The organism is Brevibacterium sp. HMSC22B09 (assembly GCF_001806795.1).
Taxonomy (GTDB): Bacteria; Actinomycetota; Actinomycetes; order Actinomycetales; family Brevibacteriaceae; genus Brevibacterium; species Brevibacterium ravenspurgense.
Genome location: NZ_KV786000.1, coordinates 21,374 through 38,157, shown reverse-complemented (window position 1 = coordinate 38,157; position 16,784 = coordinate 21,374). Strand labels below are relative to the sequence as shown.

The window sequence follows — 16,784 nt, the reverse complement described above, 5'->3', positions numbered from 1 at the left end:
GCGCATGGGCTAACCACTCAAATGTCAGCTGCCAGACCGCGGACTCAAGCTGATGCTCTCGTTTATGCCGAAGGTTTTGCGCAGCACCGTGCGCATTGCCTCATAACCGCAAACACCATGCACGCCGGGGCCGGGCACGGCAGCCGCTGAACACAGGGCAACCCGTGCCGTCATCCCATTGACAGTGCGAACCATGCCAAAAGAATAGGGATCCCAGGCCAGCCGCGGCCGGGCCACAAGGCGGTAAGCGTCAACACTGCCAGCCGCAATGTCACCGCCAACATAATTCGCGTTGTGCTCACTCATCCTTGACGCAGGAACACAACGCGAAGCAACAACAACATCGCGGAAACCAGGAGCAAAACGCTCAACCTGTCGGACCACGTGCTCCGTAACGTCAATGGAACACCCCAAGGGCACATGCGCATAGGTCCACAGTGGGCGCAGGCTGCCCACCTCACGCGAAGGATCGGCAACCGTCGGATCACTCGCAAGAACCAGAGGCGACGGCGGCATCACACCTCGGGAGACCGCGTGCTGTGATGCAGCGATTTCCGACCACGTGCCACCCAGGTGCACCGTACCGGCCCTCCCGACATTCTGATCACGCCACGGAACAGGGCCCGACAGCACGAAGTCAACCTTGGCAACACCGCTGTCATGCCCAAGAGACCGCAAGCTCCTCTTCACCGAAGCAGGCAGATGCTCGGCAAAGATTTCTGCAGCAGCCTCTGCAGTCGTATCGCACAGATAGGCCCGCGCCGGCGGTAACTGGGAAGAATCGGAAATATGAGCACCCGTGACAAACGAACCGCCATGGGCCTCAATATCCGCCACAAGAGCATCCACAATCGCCTGAGAACCACCTTGTGGAATTGGCCAACCGCCCAAGTGACCCGTCATCGCGAGCATAAGTCCCACACCCGCTGATGAAAGCGTTCCAAGCCGCCCAGGGGAGTGGGCGGCCACCCCACCCAACAGCGCACGAGCCCGAGTACCAGAAAACAATCCCGAACCTCCGGTCCGTGCGACCTTGGCCACCGAACCAACAAAGCTCGCGGCTGCAGCGGCACCTCGGGCGTTCAGAACCTCACTCGGCACCCCGCGCTTCGACCCCAGACCCAGTGCAACCACCGCATTGGGGGCTTCAAGCAAGGGCAAGAACAGATCACGCCAACGAGAACCGTCAACACCCAGTTCGGCAGCCGTCCGATCCAGACTGTGCCACGCAACCGCGGCAGGCTCATCCTCAAGCGGATGCGCGTAGGAGGCTTCCGGCAGAAGCAGATCAACACCTCGGGAAGGCAGATCAAAAGCAGCAAAGAAAGGCGAAGCAACAGCGAGCGGATGAACAGCCGAACATACATCGTGCACAACACCATCAGCCAAACCCAGGTCCGCAGTGCGCGCCCCACCGCCGATGGTCGGCTGAGCTTCATACACCACAACCTGCAGGCCGGCGCGGGCCGCCGTCACAGCAGCCGCCAAACCATTCGGGCCCGAACCGATGACAACAACGTCAGGACACTCGCTGCTCATGGTGCGCAGTATCCCACAGCGACGGCAGCGCCACAGGCCACACGACACTGCAGGACCCACACGCCCAACGGCTAGAATGACGCCTGATGACTGAGGCAACGATGACTGACACAGCAACCGCACACCCGCGCACCTACGAGGTCAAAACCTACGGGTGCCAAATGAACGTGCACGACTCCGAACGGCTCTCGGGGCTCCTTGACGACGCCGGATACTCCCCAGCGGATGCCGGCGAACAGGCAGACATCGTCGTCTTCAACACATGCGCGGTACGCGAAAACGCAGACAACCGGCTCTACGGAAACCTCGGCCGTCTGGCCGAAGTCAAAGAACAGCGCCCCGGCATGCAGATCGCCGTCGGCGGCTGCATGGCGCAGAAAGACCGCGACACCATCATCAAACGCGCCCCCTGGGTCGACGTGGTCTTCGGCACCCACAACATGGGCTCCCTGCCGGTGCTGCTGGAACGGGCCCGCCACAACCAGGAAGCACAAGTCGAGATCAAAGAAAGCCTCGACGTCTTCCCCTCAACCCTGCCCACTCGCCGCGAATCCACCCACTCCGGCTGGGTGTCGATCTCGGTCGGCTGCAACAACACGTGCACCTTCTGCATCGTCCCGGCGCTGCGCGGCAAAGAAAAAGACCGCCGTCCCGGTGACATCCTCGCCGAAGTCGAAGCACTCGCGGCCGAAGGCGTTGTCGAAGTGACCCTGCTGGGTCAGAACGTCAACTCCTACGGCACCGAATTCCGCGACAAGGGCGCATTCGCCAAGCTGCTGCGCGCCGTCGGCCAGGTTCCCGGGATCGAACGCGTGCGCTTCACCAGCCCGCACCCGGCAGCATTCTCCGACGATGTCATCGACGCCATGGCCGAAACCCCCACCGTCATGCCGCAGCTGCACATGCCACTGCAGTCCGGATCGGACAAAGTGCTCAAAGACATGCGCCGCTCCTACCGCACCAAACGGTTCATGGGCATCCTCGACAAAGTGCGCGAACGCATTCCGAACGCCGCCATCACCACCGACATCATCGTCGGCTTCCCCGGCGAAACCGAAGAGGACTTCCAGGGCACGATGGACATCGTCGAACAGGCTCGCTTCGCCCAGGCCTTCACCTTCCAGTACTCCATCCGCCCCGGCACCCCGGCGGCTGAAATGGACAACCAGATCCCCAAGGACGTCGTCCAGGAGCGCTTCGAACGTCTGACCGCTCTGCAGGACCGCATCTCCCTGGAAGAGAACCAGGCGCTGGTCGGCACGGAAGCCGAAATCCTCGTGACGGGACTGCCCGATGAGGAACACGGCAGGTTCTCAGGCCGCGCCCGGGACAACCGGCTGGTGCACGTCAAAGCCGACCCGGACACTCCTGTGCGCCCGGGTGACTTCGTCACCACCACCCTGACGGAGGCCAAGCCCTACTTCCTCATCGCGGATGCCCCATACTCGCTGCGCACATCCCCGGCCGGTGACGCGTGGGACCTCGCGCAGGCAGACAGCTGCGGTGCAGGCTCGAACTCAGCAGGTCCCGCCGGTCCCACTGTCCTGGGCATGCCGACCATCCGCACACGATGACTTTCCGCGCCGCCGTTGTCCCTGCCGCGCCGGTGTACACGGCCGGCGTGACACGCACCCGGACACCAGCGGAAGACACGCTGCGCCAAGCCATGCTCACTGCGATCGCATGGGCCGCGGGCGAAAGCACAGAAATCGGCATTGACGCTGACACCCCGCTTGTGGGGCTCGGGCCCTACGGCATCGACCGAGGTGTCGACATGAGCACGGGACAGCTCCTCACCGGAAACGCGTGGCAGGTCGCGGTCGCTGAACTGCCTGACGAAGCCGCCCGGCAGGCTGTCCAAGATGCCTGCGCCCGCGCCGGTTCCGCAGCACTGCTGGCGGTCGAGGCGGGGCTAACCCCTGTCCCACTGGACCGCGCACAAGCCGCACTCATCACCTTCGACTTCTCTGCCGCCTCGACCCCCGATGGGCCCCTGGCCCCCGTCGAAGGCGCGGCAGAACACGACCGAACGCTCATGGAAGCCATTAAGGACGGCCAAACCCAGGCCCTGGCGCAAGCAGCACAGGAAGCCCACGCCTTCGCGTCCAACACCGAGTCGCTGCAGCGGCTGCTGAGCGCTCACGGCCAACCCGACGTCCACGTTGACTTCGACGCAGAAACCCTCGGCACTCGCACGGCCGTGCTGCGAATGGAGTTTCCGTGACTGCGCCAGCCCGTCCGGTCATCAACATCGTCGGCGCAACGGCAACCGGCAAATCCGACCTCGCGGTGCGCCTTGCCGAACACTACGGCGGCGAAATCATCAACGCCGATGCCATGCAGTTCTACCGCGGTATGGACATCGGCACCGCCAAAATCACGCCGGCCGAAACCAGGGGAGTACCTCACCACCTGCTCGATGTTCTCGACGTGACCCAAGATGCCAGCGTCAGCGAATTCCAACAGCAGGCTCGCGAACTCATTGCAGATATGCGGTCCCGCGGCGTGCAGCCCATCCTGGTGGGCGGGTCTGGTCTTTACGTGCGAGCGGCAACCGACGTTATGAACTTCCCAGGCACAGATCCCAGCCTGCGCTCGCGTTTGGAGCGGATCGCGGAACTCGACGGCACACGCGATCTGCACGCACTGCTGACGGAACTCGACCCGGAAGCCGGGGCGAAGATCAAAATCGAAGACTCCCGGCGCATCGTGCGCGCCCTGGAAGTCATAGCGCTGACCGGCGAAACCTTCACATCGCACCTGCCCGAATACACCTACGCCATGCCGACGGTGCAGATCGGCCTGCGTATGAACCGTGCCGACCTGCGCGAACGAATCAGCACACGTGTTCACCGCATGCTCGACGACGGCTGGGTTGACGAGGTGCGCGCGCTCATCACCGCGGGAATCGAGGAATCAACAACCGCGGCAGCTGCGATCGGCTACCGGCAGCTGATCGCCTATGTGCGCGGCACCATGACACTCGACGAGGCCACCCAGCAGACCATCATCCGCACTGGTCAGTTCGCTAAACGGCAGGAAACCTGGTTCAAACGCGATCCTCGCATCCACTGGCTGGACGCCGACAGTCCAGAGCTTTTTGAACAGGCAGTGAGCATCATCGACAGGCAGGAGACCGCATGAAACTCACCAAGGGGCACGGAACTGAAAACGACTTCCTCCTGTACGCCGACGACACCGTCAGGCTCGAACCTCACGCAATTGCCGCCGTCTGCGACCGCCGAACCGGCATCGGCGCCGACGGTGTCATTCGCGCTGCGAGTATCGGCTCGATCGACACTCCCGCGGCTCGCGTCGCTGAAGAGGCCGGCGCTCAGTGGTACATGGACTACCGCAATGCGGATGGCTCACCAGCGGAAATGTGCGGCAACGGGGTGCGGGTCTTCACTCATTTCCTACGTGAAACTGGGCTGCAGACCGGGGAGAAGTTCACCATCGGAACAGCTGTCGGCCCCGTAACGGTCGAAACGACCGCAAGTCCTTTCGCCAGCGCTGCCGGCTCTGCTCATAACGCCGAAGCAGCCACGTGGTATCGCGTTCGTCTGCCCCGGGGGCCCAAACCGATTGCCGATGACGCCTTTGCTGCTGTGGCCAACCTCCGCCCGCCCAGGCCCGCGGCGAGTGTCGATATGGTGAACCCGCACACCGTCGTCGCTGTGGCCCAAACAGCCGAACTCGAAGCACTCGACCTGCGTAAGCCACCCGAAGTTCAGCCCGTGCCGCCGGACGGCACGAACGTTGAATTCATCGTCATCGAACAGGGCCCCGAACCCCAGCTCACCGATCCTCGCCTGCAGAAGGCGGGGCACCTGAGTATGCGGGTCTACGAACGAGGTGTCGGGGAGACCCGCGCGTGCGGCACCGGGGCGTGTGCGGCGGCCCTGGCCGCCAGCCACTGGGCGGGGAAGGCGGCACCTCGGGAGTGGCTTGTCACCCAGCCGGGCGGGACAGTGCTCGTCGAGGTGGAGGACGACTATGCGGTCCTGTCCGGACCCGCTGTTCTTACGGCAGAGGCTTCGCTTCTCTGAGAGCTGTCAGCGCGAGGCCGACGTGGTGTCCGTGCGTCTGAGTTGCTGCCGTGGGCAGTCGTCACTCCGGCGCGACAGCCGAAAGGATCCGGAACCCCTTAGATGATGCGGCGCGGGAAATGGTAAAGCCCTCGGGTAGGTTCTCCTGCATCCACTTCTGCAGCGAGTCCGAGCCGAGGTTTTTGGCTACGACGAGGAGTGCTTCCCCGCCGGGCGTCAGTCGGGGCAGCCAGGTCAGAAGAAGTTCGTGCAGCACCTCTTTGCCCACGCGGATCGGCGGGTTGGACCAAATCGCGTCGAAGCGGACATCGTCTGGGATCTGTTCGGCGGTGACGGGGCGGATCGAGCTGAGCCCCGCCTCGGCGGCGTTCTTCTTCGTCAGTTCGAGTGAGCGTTCGTTGACATCGAGTGCCCAGATGCGGGTGTCCGTCCCGGCGTCACGGGCGGCGAGACCGGCGTGCAGCGCGATCGGCCCCCAACCGCACCCCATGTCCAGCAGGTTGCCGGCGGGCACCTCGGGCAGGCGGTCCAGAAGGACCGCGGTGCCCTTGTCCACGCGGCCGGGGGAGAACACGCCGGCGTCCGTTGTGACCGTCAGGTCGTGACCGGCCAGGCGCACCTCGAGTGGGCGCGGACGTGACTGTGCGTTTGGGGCGGAAGAAAAGTAGTGTTCGCTCACGGCATCCAAGCCTACGCGCTCGCGGCACCGAAAACTGCGCCCTGTGGGACAATGGGCGGCAATGCGAGAAGAAGACGAACTTTCGACCCCCGGCACCTCGGGCAAGACCCCCGGCTCCCCGAAAACACAGCCCACCCGCGAAGACGACATCCTCAACCGCGTCCTGTCGCGGGCTGACTCATCGCTCACAGCAGCGGAACTCGCCGCTGACGACGACACCAACTTCGACGTCCAGGAGCGTGCCGCACTGCGCCGTGTGGCCGGTCTGTCGACGGAACTCGAAGACGTCACGGAAGTCGAATACCGCGACGTCCGCCTGGAGAATGTGGTGCTCGCCGGGGTGTACACGGAAGGCACGGCCGAAGTCGCCGAAGACTCTCTGCGCGAACTCGCAGCACTCGCCGAAACTGCAGGCTCGACTGTCCTCGACGGTGTCATTCAACGCCGCGACACCCCGGATCCGGCCACCTACTTAGGCCGCGGCAAGGCACGCGAACTCGCCGAAATCGTAAATGCCGTCGGCGCTGACACCGTCATCTTCGACTCCGAACTCGCACCGTCCCAGCGCCGTGCACTGGAAGACGTCGTCAAGGTGAAGGTCGTCGACCGGGTGGCGCTCATCCTCGACATCTTCGCCCAGCACGCCAAAAGTCGCGAAGGCAAGGCACAGGTCGAACTCGCACAGCTGGAGTACCTGCTGCCGCGTCTGCGCGGCTGGGGTGAATCCATGTCGCGTCAGGCCGGTGGTCAGGTGGCAGGAGGTGCCGGAATCGGTTCGCGCGGTCCCGGTGAAACCCAGATCGAACTCGACCGTCGCCGCATCCGCAAGCGCATGGCGAAGCTGCGCCGCGACATCGCCAAGATGACGCCGGCCCGCGAGGTCAAACGCTCCTCCCGCAAACGCAACCGCATCCCCTCGGTCGCGATCGTCGGCTACACCAACGCTGGCAAGTCGAGCCTGCTCAACCGGCTGACGGACGCCGGGGTCATGGTGCAGAACGTCCTGTTCGCCACTCTCGACCCGACCGTCCGCGCCGCTGAGGCCGAAGACGGCCGCACCTACACCCTGACCGACACGGTCGGCTTCGTGCGCAATCTGCCGCACCAGCTGGTCGAAGCGTTCCGCTCCAGCCTGGAAGAGGCCGGGCAGGCCGATGTTCTGCTCCACGTGGTCGACGGTTCGCACCCGGACCCGGAAGGACAGATCGCAGCCGTCCACGACGTCCTCGCCGATGTCGTCGACCCTTCCGTACCCGAACTCATCGTCATCAACAAGGCCGACATCGCCGAACCCGATGCCGTCGCCCGCCTCATGCGCCGCCACCCCGGCGCCGTGGCGGTCTCCGCACACACCGGCGAGGGCCTCGACATTCTGCGCATCGCCATCGCAGAAGCGCTCCCGCACCCCGAATACGAACTCACCGTCCTCATTCCCTACAACCGCGGCGACCTGCTCTCGGCAGTGCACGAAGACGGCGAAATCGAGCGCATCGAACACATTGACGACGGCACCGTCGTCCACGCGTTCGTCAACGGCGACCTCGCCGCCCAGCTCGAACCCTTTCGCAGGCCCGATATGTTTGCCGGTGCCGGATCAGCCGAGGACAGCATCCCGGGGCAGGCGCCCGACTCACCTGAATCCACCTCGTACGAGGTGCCTGACCCCGATGCTGAGACCACCTCGCCAGACCGTGTCTCACCTGATCCCACCTCGGGTGATGATCCGGCGGGGGACCGCGAGTGAAGGACGTCGCGGGACTGCTGGAGAAGGCCGTCGCCGCACTGAACGGCAGTCCCCGCGAGGGACAGCAGCAGATGGCCGAGGCTGTGAACTCGGCTTTGGAAAGCGAAACGCACCTGCTGGTACAGGCGGGAACCGGGACGGGAAAGTCCCTGGGATACCTCGTGCCCGCGGTGCGCTACGCCGTCGGCTCTGGTGAGCGCGTCATCATCTCCACCGCAACGCTGGCGCTGCAGGCGCAGATCGTCGACCGCGACATCCCGCGGTTGGCCAAAGCCCTGCGTGAAGACTTAGGCCGCCGGCCGAGTGCGGCTGTGCTCAAGGGGCGGCGGAACTACCTGTGCAAACACAAACTCGCCGGGGGATACCCGGATGACGAGGCGGGGCTCCTGTTCGACATGGGAGCTGACGACGCGGCACACCGGGGCGGATCCATGAGCGCCCTGGAATCCGAGATCGCCCGCATCCGATCGTGGGAACAGTCCACTGACACGGGCGACCGCGACGACTTGGTGCCGGGAGTCTCCGACCGCACATGGTCGCACGTGTCCGTCAACGCCTACGACTGCCTGGGCCAAAAATGCCCCATGGTCGAAGAGTGCTGGGCGGAACTGGCACGGACAAAGGCTTCGGGTGCGGACGTCGTCGTCACCAACCACGCCCTGCTGGCGATCGACGCCTTCGGCGAAAACTCGGTGCTGCCGTCCCATTCGGCTGTCATCATCGACGAAGCCCACGAACTGCGCGACCGCGTGACGTCTGCCCTTACCGGCAGCCTGACCGACGCGATGCTGTCAGCGGCGCACTCGGCGGCACGGAAACACACCGGTGCAACACCGGCGGCGCTGAGTGATTTCGATACCGCGCGCACCTCGTTTGCGGATGCGCTCGACCAGGCCGAAGCCGGTCTGCTGCGGATGTGGCCAGAACCTCTGCAGGACGCGGTCGTGGCTCTGCGCGACAGCGCTCGCACGCTGCTGAGCGCATGCGGTGACGCAGAACGCGGCAAAGAGGCAGACTCCGGCCTGACAGTGGCGCGCGCTCGCATTCAGGAGGTCTTCGACCTCGCGGAGCGCATGACCGACGGCAGCGCCAACGACGTCGTCTGGGTCAGCCGGAATTCGTTCCGGGGCACGGAAACCGTCAGCCTCGTCATCGCTCCGCTGTCCGTTGCCGGCACCATGCGCCGCGGCCTGTTCGAAGAGGCGACCGTCGTCGCAACCTCAGCAACTTTGGCCTTGGGCGGTCGTTTCGAACCGGTTGCCGCCTCTCTTGGTTTGGAAGGCCCCGACAGTCCGCGCTATGACAGCCTCGACGTGGGCTCACCCTTCGACTACCCCAAACAGGGCATCCTCTACGTTGCCGGCCATCTGCCCAAACCCGGCCGCGGGGGCCTCAACGTCGAACAGCTTGAAGAGCTGCGGGAACTCATTGAAGCCTCTCGCGGGGGAGCGCTCGGGCTGTTCTCATCGAAAGCCGCCGCCGAACAGGCCGCCGAATACATGCGTGAGAACACCGACTTGCCGATCCTCTTGCAGGGCGAAGATGGGCTTGGCAGCCTCGTGCGGTCTTTCAGCTCTGACGCCGAGTCGAGCCTGTTCGGCACCATCTCCCTGTGGCAGGGAGTGGACGTCCCCGGGGACGCCTGCCGCCTTGTGCTGATCGACAGGATTCCCTTTCCCCGTCCTGACGATCCGCTGGCCACTGCGCGGACGGAAGCCGCCGCCCGCCGAGGTGCCAACGGCTTCATGGCCGTCTCCGCGACTCACGCTGCTCTCAAGTTGGCGCAGGGGGCCGGGAGGCTTATCCGCTCAACTTCCGACCGCGGAGTTGTTGCGGTGCTCGATTCGCGACTGCGCACGGCCCGCTACGCGAACTTCCTCATGGCGACCTTGCCGCCCATGTGGACAACAGAAAGCCCCGCGGTGGTCCGCGGGGCTCTCGAAAGACTCAAACCGGAAGACTAGACGCGGCGGATGACGGCCGTTACGACGCCCATGATGGTGGCAAAGGTGCCGTCAATGGGTTCGTAGTCCGGGTTCTGCGGCAGCAGCCACTGCTTGCCGTCCTTGCGCTTGAGCGTTTTGACCGTTGCTTCGTCGTCCAGGAGGGCTGCGACGATTTCGCCGTTCTCGGCGGTCGGCTGACTGCGCACAACCACCCAGTCGCCGTGGCAGATGGCCGCATCGATCATCGAATCGCCGACCACGTTGAGCAGGAACAGGTTGTCGCCGGCGCCGACAACCTGGCGAGGCAGGACGAAAACGTCGTCCACATTCTGTTCGGCTGTGATGGGGCCACCGGCGGCAATGCGACCGACCACGGGGATGGCGGCAGCGTTCGCCGATGTGTCCGCTGCCGGCGTTTCAACGATCTCAGCCGGATTGACTACTTCGATAGCACGCGGACGTTTGGGGTCGCGGCGCAGATAGCCGAGCTTTTCGAGCTGGTTGAGCTGGTGCGCAACAGACGAAAGGGAAGCAAGGCCGACGGCCTTGCCGATCTCACGCATGCTCGGGGGATATCCGTTGCTGTGCACGGACGCCTCGATCGTCTCGAGCACCTGACGCTGGCGGGCCGACAGCGAACGGTCGTCCGCGGCAGCTGAAGCGACCGGCAGGGGAGACTCGCTGTCACGGCGCTTGCGGAACGAGCTGACCTCCTTGGCCACTTCGGTGTCACGTGGGCGGCCGCGAGTGCGACGCGACTGTGTCATGACTCAGTCCTCTCGCCCCGAACCCCTGACATTACTGCAGGTCAGAAGCTTGGAGCCGGTTATGTCAGTGCCTCGTGGGAAGCTCTGAACAGTGGAAATCGGATGCAGTGTTCGAATCCATTTTCACATAGATGTTCGACAAACATTGGATTGTGTTCTAATGTGTGTCTTAGAACATCAGTTCGAATAATGCGAATGGCCGTGGGGCAAGCGGCCGTACGCCACATCGCATTGTCGGGGCCGAAGGCTCTGGCTGTGTTAGGAGGAAGAATGCACACGCTCACTCGCGCACCGCACCGTTCGGTAAGGGAAGGCCGGATCTTTTGGGTGCGGCGCATGGCGGCTCTCGCTGTCATCGCTGCGGTAGCTCTGTGCGCCGTCCTCTTCATCCGGTCAGAGGCTTCGGCCTCGAATGCGGAACCGCTCTATGCGGAAGACACCCAGATGGTCATCGTCGAAGAAGGCCAGTCACTGTGGGAAATCGCCCGTGACTCCGCTGGTGGGGAAGACGTTCGTGACGTTCTGACCGCCATCGTCGACATGAACGGTCTGGACTCTTCCACGGTTCACCCTGGCCAGCGCATCCTCGTTCCCTCCCGATAGGATTGGCCTGACCGCGCCGCGCGGTCAGCATTAGCCGAATGGAAACGAGGATTGATGGCCCAGAGGATCGGGACGGCGTCACGTCACACCAGTGAATCCAAGGTCGACGTCACAATTGATCTCGACGGAACAGGGAAATCCGACATCTCAACCGGAGTCCCTTTCTACGACCACATGCTTGACGCGCTGGCTCGCCACTCCCTGTGCGATCTGACGGTCAAAGCCGAAGGCGACATCGAAATCGATGTTCACCACACGGTCGAAGACACCGCCATCACCATCGGCTGGGCACTGAAAGACGCTGTCGGAGACAAAGCGGGCATCCGCCGCTACGGCGATGCGGCAGTTCCTTTGGATGAAGCACTCGCGCAGGCTGTCGTCGACATCAGCGGCCGCCCGTACTTCGTTCACACCGGCGAACCCGAAGGCTTCCAGTACGCCATGATCGGCGGACACTTCACGGGCTCCATGGTCAGCCACGCTCTTGAATCTCTTTCCATCAACGCGGGCCTGACCGTCCACCTCACACTTGTTGCCGGTCGGGACCCCCACCACATTGCAGAAGCTGAATTCAAGGCCTTTGCTCGCGCTCTGCGCATGGCGCTTGAAGCCGACCCGCGCACTGGTGGAGCTATTCCCTCCACCAAGGGGGCCCTGTGAACACAGCACTCGTAGTCACACCCTTCGGCGACCCCAAACAGCTTGCAGCCGCTTGCGTGTTGAGCGATATTCGCGGTTCTGTCGTGCCCGTCGGCGGCTTTTCGGCCATTGTTCTTGACGACGCCAGCCGCGAACACGCCACCGAAGTCACCCAGAAGCTGTCGAAGATGGCTGGCCGCTACGAAGTTCTTCTGCTCGTCCGTGAAGACGACGCCATCGCCTCCGGCCACTACCGCGGGGGCAAGCGCCAGTCAGAAGTACCGGCGGGTCTGGCCCTGCAGAACCTCCCCGAAGACGTCGAGCGTCTGCTTCTGGGGCAGGCAGATCCCGCTGACATCGAAGGCGCGCAGCACACGGCTGATATCAGCAAGATGCAGGCAAGCGCACTGACTATGACGGGCGCTCGTGCCGCAATTGCGCGCACCGCAATCGTCTGGATGATCGTCGCCGCAGTTGCATTCGTCGCACTGGTCATCGGCGCTGTTGTTGCTCTCAGCGGCCCTTGGTACATGTGGATCGCCACCGCGCTGGCAGCCGGTGTCTTCGGCGTGAGCCTGTTCCGCATCAACAAGCTGCTGGGGCGCAGAAAATGACCACCGTTGCGGTTCTCGACGCCGGATCGGGCAATGTGCGCTCCGCAGTTCGGGCGCTTGAAGCCGCCGGCGCGCAGGTTCATCTGACCGCACAGCCGCAGTACCTGCTGGCGGCAGACGGCCTCGTCGTCCCGGGCGTTGGCGCTTTTGCGTCGGTTATGGACGAACTGCGCGCAGTCGGAGCTCCGGCCATCATTGCCGACAGGCTCGAACGCGGAATGCCGGTATTGGGCATCTGCGTGGGCCTGCAGGTCATGTTCGAGCAGGGTACCGAACACGGAGTGACCGCAGAAGGCCTTGGCCTGTGGAACGGCTCCGTCACCAAGCTTTCAGCCCCCGTTGTTCCCCACATGGGGTGGACCACGGTGCAGCCGCCAGCAGGTTCGCTGCTGTTCAATGGAATCACCGACGAGCACTTCTACTTCGTCCACTCCTATGCGGCGCACACAGCACCCAGCACAGGGGAGGCGACGTATGCCGAACACGGTGAAAAGTTCATAGCCGCTGTTGAGGACGGGCCGCTCAGCGCGGTGCAGTTCCACCCAGAAAAGTCCGGTCGGGCAGGTCTGAAGCTCCTTGCCAATTGGATTGACAGCCTCGACGCTTCCCACATATAGGAGAACCAGTGACTGAAGCAGACCGCCTTGTGCTCTTTCCCGCAGTCGACATCGTCGACGGCAAAGCCGTTCGCCTACACCAAGGTGAAGCCGGAACCGAAACCGACTACGGTCAGCCGCTGGAAAACGCGCTGAAGTTCCAAGAAGCCGGAGCGGAATGGCTCCACCTCGTCGACCTTGACGCTGCTTTCGGCCGCGGTGACAACCGGGCCATCATCAAGGATCTCATCGCCTCTGTCGACCTCAAGGTCGAACTCTCCGGTGGTATTCGCGATACTGCGGCACTCGAAGCCGCCCTCGAAATCGGTGCAGCTCGCGTCAACATCGGTACGGCAGCTATCGAAAACCCCGAATGGACGGCCGACATCATCCGTCAACACGGTGACGCCGTTGCAGTCGGGCTTGACGTTCGCGGCGAAATGCTTGCCGGCCGGGGCTGGACGAAGGAAGGCCGCAGCCTGTGGGATGTCATCGACGAGCTCCAGGCCGCCGGATGCTCGCGCTACGTTGTCACCGACATCAACACCGACGGTACTCTCAGCGGTCCCAACACGGAGCTTCTGCAGAAGATTGCAAGCACCACCGGCACACCGGTCACCGCTTCCGGTGGGATCTCGTCGCTTGATGACCTCGCTGCTCTGCGCAAGCTCGTACCCGCTGGTGTTGACTCCGCCATCATCGGCAAGGCTCTCTACGCCGGCCGATTCACCATGAGTGAAGCACTCGAGGTCGCTGGCCGCCCATGACAAACGGCACGCCCGACCAGCCCCAGCTGCCCGAACACCTCAAGGGCATGTTCGGCAGCGCTGCGAGCCCAGACGGTTCTGCGTCGCCTGACGGTCAGGTTGGCTCTGGGGGAGAGGGTATCCAGGCCGACTCTGCCGGGGCCGGAAATCAGACTGACTCCGCGGGAACCGCGTGGAAGGGCCGCGAGCTCAAACCCAACCCCTTCTCTGGCGATACCGGTGAAGCTGACCCGCGGGTGACGGCGGCGCTTGAAGCCGCAACGGCCAACCCTTTTGACCCGGCCGCCCACATCGGGGTAGTCGAGGCGCTGAAGAACTCGCGTGTTTATGCGCCGATTCTTCCCGAGGCTCTCAGCAAATCTGTGGGCGAACACGGGCTCATGGTCGACAACAGCTCGGACATGGCCATGGTGCGCCTGTCATCGGAAGACGGCCGCGAGGCCACGCCCTGCTTCACTGCGATTCCCCTTCTGACTCAGTGGGGGACTCAGGCAAGGCCTGTGCCGATCGAAGCTGAGCGGCTGGGCTTGGGCGCGGTAGATGAAGGCTCGCAGCTGGTCATCATCGACCCGGGCAGCGCACACGCCTTTCTGCTACGCAGGCCCGCTCTGTGGGCCTTTGTGCAGGGACACGAATGGACGCCTTCGTGGGCCGACAGAGAAGTCGCGCAGGCCATCGGCGACATCGCGGCGCAGTTTTCGTGGATCGCATCTGTAGGCGCAGGTCCCGGCAGCCAGAGGATTGTCACGGGCGGGCCCGAACTGGCAATTGTTCTCACCCTCGACGGCGAACCTGATTTCAGTGCTTTCCAGGCTCGCCTGGCCGAGCACCCCATCATCGTCGACCGAGTCGACTCCCTGACCATCACGGTCCGCTGATCATCACGCTGCGCTGAGCCCAACGGCCGTTCGCCGCGTCGTCATGTTATGCCCCGCCCACCCCTTTGCGACGGCCCCCATACCTGCGCCCACGCTTTAGCAATAAATACTCCCGTTAGCAGTTGTTGCTAAGGCGCGGATTCCGGCTAAGCGGTGTTTTCGCGCCACCGAGTTCCCACCCGAGGCGCTCATTCCGCCCTGGGGTTACCCGCAAATCGTGGACACGTAGTGGAGCTACCTAGTGGTTAGGCAGCTATTTCTTTTCTACTAGTGATTAGACCAATTTGGTTCTCAAAGTCGACGGGGCTGACCATACCGAGTGCGGAATGTCGGCGTCGACGGTTGTAGACGACTTCAATCCAGTAGGCAACTGCCTTGCGTGCAGCATCACGGGTCGTCCAGCGCTTACGGTCGTAGAACTCGGTTTTAAGCGTCGACCAGAACGACTCAGCCATCGCGTTATCAAAGCACACACCAGTACGCCCCACGGACTGAGCAATGCTCAGGCTGCGGCAAACCTCCCAGAGCTGCTCGCTAGTGAATTGAGCTCCGCGGTCAGCGTGAAACACCAGCCCATCAGGAACGTCACCACGCAACGTGTGCGCCATCCGCAGGGCCCGCTCGACCAGGGAAGTATCTTGAACGCTATCCATAGCCCAGCCCAGCACCCGGCGGGAATGGCCATCGCGGACCGCGCACAAGTACAACCAGCCTTCACCGGTGCGCAAGTAGGTAATATCTGACATCCACACCCGGTTGAGCTCACCAGTATCAAACATGCGCTTGACCAGGTAGGAAGCGTGGACTTACGCTTAGCTTGAATCGTTGTCACCGGGACAAAGGCCCGCGGTGAAATCCCCTCAATCCCCATCATGCACATCCGTTTAGCCACAGTCTTACGGTTAAGCGCAATGTGGTAGCGCTCGGCAAGTTCTGCGGTGATCCGCGGCGCACCATAAACCTCATCGGAGTCTTTCCAAATCCGGTGAATCTTGCGGTCAACATCATCGTAAAATGCTGCACGATCATCTTCGCCCGATAGTCGCTTCTGCTGCGTATGGGCCCATTTGTAGTATCCAGACCGAGACACTTTTAAAAGCCGTGCCATGCGCTTGATGCTGTAGTTCGCCTTCTCCTGCTGCATCAATTCGAACTTTTCTGCTCGCGTTGCTTCGCAGCGAAGAAGGCTGTCGCTTTTGACAAAAACTCGTTATCCATCTTGGCTTCAGCCAGCTCCCGACGAAGACGAGCATTCTCAGCACGAAGATCAGCCTCGCTCATCCCATCTGATGCTCCTCGGCGCTCACGCTCGAGTTTGACCCACCGGCCTAAAAGCCCGGCGGACACACCAATCTCCTTAGCCACATGAGCAATCGGACGCCGCGACTCTATTACCAGGTTCGCGGCTTCACGCCGATACTCCGGCGTGTACTTCTTGCGCTGTTGACTCACAATGAACATCCTCTCCTACGGACACAAGATCCGCACTAATAGGGTGTCCACTAAACGAGGGTAACCTCAGCCCGCCGAGAAGGCACGAGGTGCCGCCCACGTTGCCCCTGAACCTCCGCCTCGTCATTGAACTGTCCCGGGCACGCTGCCCTATTTCGGTGCCCTGCCCTCAGGCACCTCAGCATCTGGTGCCAAGCCCACCCCTTTCCGGAGGACCTCCATACCTGCGCCCACGCTTTAGCAACAAATACTCCGGTTAGCAGTGGTTGCTAAGGCGAAGATTCCGGCTTAGGGGTGTTTGTGTGCGGCTAAGGCGAAGATTCCGGCTAAGCGGTGTTTGTGTGCGGCTAAGGCGCAGATTCCGGCTAAGCGGTGTTTTCGCGCTGCAGGTTGCGGGCAGTCCTTTGGCATGGCACACGAGGTGCCGCCCGGGCTGGCTTCGAGCGTTCACCTTGTTCTGCGGCTTCCGACAGAGCTCTGCACCTGCGCCCACGCTTTAGCAACAAATACT

General features: G+C 63.1%; 15 protein-coding genes and 1 pseudogene. 12 read left to right on the top strand and 4 right to left on the bottom strand.

Annotated features, from left to right (window positions below; all coding sequences use genetic code 11):
• Positions 1 to 24: 24 nt before the first annotated feature.
• Positions 25 to 1,539 (bottom strand): phytoene desaturase family protein, encoded by a 1,515-nt coding sequence (locus HMPREF3087_RS01730; RefSeq protein WP_070427831.1) that lies wholly within the window; start codon positions 1,537 to 1,539, stop codon positions 25 to 27.
• A gap of 101 nt (positions 1,540 to 1,640) precedes the next feature.
• Between HMPREF3087_RS01730 and miaB the strand changes: the two genes are divergently transcribed.
• The 4 genes from miaB to dapF are packed head-to-tail and all read left to right on the top strand — an operon-like array spanning position 1,641 to position 5,588.
• Positions 1,641 to 3,113, top strand: coding sequence for a tRNA (N6-isopentenyl adenosine(37)-C2)-methylthiotransferase MiaB (miaB, locus tag HMPREF3087_RS01725; RefSeq protein ID WP_231864038.1), 1,473 nt, complete (start codon positions 1,641 to 1,643; stop codon positions 3,111 to 3,113).
• Between the two features lie 47 nt (positions 3,114 to 3,160).
• Positions 3,161 to 3,763, top strand: coding sequence for a hypothetical protein (locus tag HMPREF3087_RS01720; RefSeq protein ID WP_141738843.1), 603 nt, complete (start codon positions 3,161 to 3,163; stop codon positions 3,761 to 3,763).
• Positions 3,760 to 4,683, top strand: coding sequence for a tRNA (adenosine(37)-N6)-dimethylallyltransferase MiaA (gene miaA / locus HMPREF3087_RS01715; RefSeq protein ID WP_070427829.1), 924 nt, complete (start codon positions 3,760 to 3,762; stop codon positions 4,681 to 4,683). Before HMPREF3087_RS01720 ends, miaA begins: the two co-directional genes overlap by 4 nt.
• Positions 4,680 to 5,588, top strand: a complete 909-nt coding sequence (gene dapF / locus HMPREF3087_RS01710; protein ID WP_070427828.1) for a diaminopimelate epimerase — start codon at positions 4,680 to 4,682, stop codon at positions 5,586 to 5,588. The genes miaA and dapF overlap by 4 nt, the downstream gene beginning before the upstream one ends.
• Positions 5,589 to 5,649: 61 nt before the next feature.
• On the opposite strand, the gene HMPREF3087_RS01705 is transcribed toward dapF, so the two are convergent.
• Positions 5,650 to 6,267 carry a class I SAM-dependent methyltransferase gene (locus HMPREF3087_RS01705; protein WP_070427827.1) on the bottom strand — a complete coding sequence of 206 codons (618 nt, stop codon included), beginning with the start codon at positions 6,265 to 6,267 and terminating at the stop codon, positions 5,650 to 5,652.
• 61 nt (positions 6,268 to 6,328) lie between these two features.
• Between HMPREF3087_RS01705 and hflX the strand changes: the two genes are divergently transcribed.
• On the top strand, positions 6,329 to 8,011 hold the full coding sequence (gene hflX, locus HMPREF3087_RS01700) for a GTPase HflX (RefSeq protein WP_083271968.1): 1,683 nt from the start codon (positions 6,329 to 6,331) through the stop codon (positions 8,009 to 8,011).
• The gene (locus HMPREF3087_RS01695; protein WP_070427825.1) at positions 8,008 to 9,975 is read left to right on the top strand and encodes an ATP-dependent DNA helicase; all 1,968 of its coding nucleotides are present in this window, start codon (positions 8,008 to 8,010) and stop codon (positions 9,973 to 9,975) included. Before hflX ends, HMPREF3087_RS01695 begins: the two co-directional genes overlap by 4 nt.
• On the opposite strand, the gene lexA is transcribed toward HMPREF3087_RS01695, so the two are convergent.
• On the bottom strand, positions 9,972 to 10,724 hold the full coding sequence (lexA, locus tag HMPREF3087_RS01690; protein WP_062019586.1) for a transcriptional repressor LexA: 753 nt from the start codon (positions 10,722 to 10,724) through the stop codon (positions 9,972 to 9,974). The genes HMPREF3087_RS01695 and lexA overlap by 4 nt on opposite strands.
• A gap of 270 nt (positions 10,725 to 10,994) precedes the next feature.
• Between lexA and HMPREF3087_RS01685 the strand changes: the two genes are divergently transcribed.
• The 6 genes from HMPREF3087_RS01685 to HMPREF3087_RS01660 are packed head-to-tail and all read left to right on the top strand — an operon-like array spanning position 10,995 to position 14,821.
• Positions 10,995 to 11,327: a LysM peptidoglycan-binding domain-containing protein gene (locus HMPREF3087_RS01685; protein ID WP_019174908.1), complete on the top strand. Its 333-nt coding sequence runs from the start codon at positions 10,995 to 10,997 to the stop codon at positions 11,325 to 11,327.
• A gap of 54 nt (positions 11,328 to 11,381) precedes the next feature.
• Entirely contained in the window at positions 11,382 to 11,987 is a 606-nt protein-coding gene (gene hisB / locus HMPREF3087_RS01680) for an imidazoleglycerol-phosphate dehydratase HisB (RefSeq protein WP_019174909.1), read from the top strand.
• On the top strand, positions 11,984 to 12,580 hold the full coding sequence (locus HMPREF3087_RS01675) for a hypothetical protein (protein ID WP_061943596.1): 597 nt from the start codon (positions 11,984 to 11,986) through the stop codon (positions 12,578 to 12,580). Before hisB ends, HMPREF3087_RS01675 begins: the two co-directional genes overlap by 4 nt.
• Complete coding sequence (hisH, locus tag HMPREF3087_RS01670) at positions 12,577 to 13,197, top strand: imidazole glycerol phosphate synthase subunit HisH (protein ID WP_062019590.1); 621 nt, start codon at positions 12,577 to 12,579, stop codon at positions 13,195 to 13,197. Before HMPREF3087_RS01675 ends, hisH begins: the two co-directional genes overlap by 4 nt.
• A gap of 8 nt (positions 13,198 to 13,205) precedes the next feature.
• Positions 13,206 to 13,943: a bifunctional 1-(5-phosphoribosyl)-5-((5-phosphoribosylamino)methylideneamino)imidazole-4-carboxamide isomerase/phosphoribosylanthranilate isomerase PriA gene (gene priA / locus HMPREF3087_RS01665; RefSeq protein ID WP_070427824.1), complete on the top strand. Its 738-nt coding sequence runs from the start codon at positions 13,206 to 13,208 to the stop codon at positions 13,941 to 13,943.
• Positions 13,940 to 14,821 carry an SseB family protein gene (locus tag HMPREF3087_RS01660; RefSeq protein ID WP_070427823.1) on the top strand — a complete coding sequence of 294 codons (882 nt, stop codon included), beginning with the start codon at positions 13,940 to 13,942 and terminating at the stop codon, positions 14,819 to 14,821. The genes priA and HMPREF3087_RS01660 overlap by 4 nt, the downstream gene beginning before the upstream one ends.
• Positions 14,822 to 15,066: 245 nt before the next feature.
• Here the strand turns inward: HMPREF3087_RS01660 and HMPREF3087_RS10325 are convergent.
• Positions 15,067 to 16,282, bottom strand: a pseudogene (locus HMPREF3087_RS10325) (IS3 family transposase).
• Positions 16,283 to 16,784 lie beyond the last annotated feature (502 nt).